We start from the raw sequence: 858 nt of genomic DNA on the forward strand, positions 1-858 counted from the left end.
ATGCTACGGCTGACACGTTCCTTTCTCCACGGCGTGCAGTGCTGGAAACCGCGCTGAACCGGGTGACGGCTCTTGCCAGGAAGGGCGAGTTGTCACAGGTCCGGCTTGATGCACATGGTCTTGTGATTTCGCCTCTGAAAGCAATTACACCCCCTGCTGTGGAAGAGTTGAGGCGGGCGGCTTACGACCGGCTGCCACGCATCAAGATTACTGATCTTCTGCTGGAAGTGGACCGCTGGATCAGCTTCACCGMCTGCTTTACCCATCGCCGTTCCAGCCGTGTMGCGGATGACAAAAACGCCCTGCTGACGGTGATCCTGGCGGATGGGATTAATCTTGGTCTGACACGCATGGCCGACACCTGTCAGGGTGCCMCCCTGCGCCAGTTGGCGCATCTGCATGACTGGCATATCAGCGAGGCCGGATACGCCGAAGCCCTTGGCCGTATGGTTGCAGCCCATCGTGGGCTGCCCCTGGCGTCACTCTGGGGAGACGGCACATCGTCCTCAAGTGATGGTCAATTGTTTCATGCAGGTGGCAGAGGCGCTGCGATCAGCGATATCAATGCGCGCAATGGCAGTGAACCGGGCGTCAGTTTCTACACCCACATCTCCGATCAGTATGATCCGTTTTCGACCCGGGTGATTGCGGCGACGGCCGGTGAAGCACCCTATGTTCTGGATGGGCTGCTGTATCATGCCAACGGGCTTTCCATTGAAGAGCATTATACCGACACGGGTGGGGCATCGGATCATGTTTTCGGGCTGATGCCCTTCTTTGGTTATCGATTTGCGCCCAGGATACGGGATCTGAAAGAGCGGAAACTTCACCTGTTTCCAGATCAAAGCCCCGGTGATC

Annotated in this window: 1 protein-coding gene; it reads left to right on the top strand. The window is 57.5% G+C overall.

Annotated elements, in window-relative coordinates; all coding sequences use genetic code 11:
• Positions 1 to 858: Tn3 family transposase (locus tag KP705_RS15525; RefSeq protein ID WP_215764810.1), on the top strand; the 858-nt coding region annotated here is incomplete at both ends.

Origin of the sequence: Gluconobacter sp. P1D12_c (genome assembly GCF_018812105.1) — a bacterium.
Classification (GTDB): Bacteria; Pseudomonadota; Alphaproteobacteria; order Acetobacterales; family Acetobacteraceae; genus Gluconobacter; species Gluconobacter oxydans_A.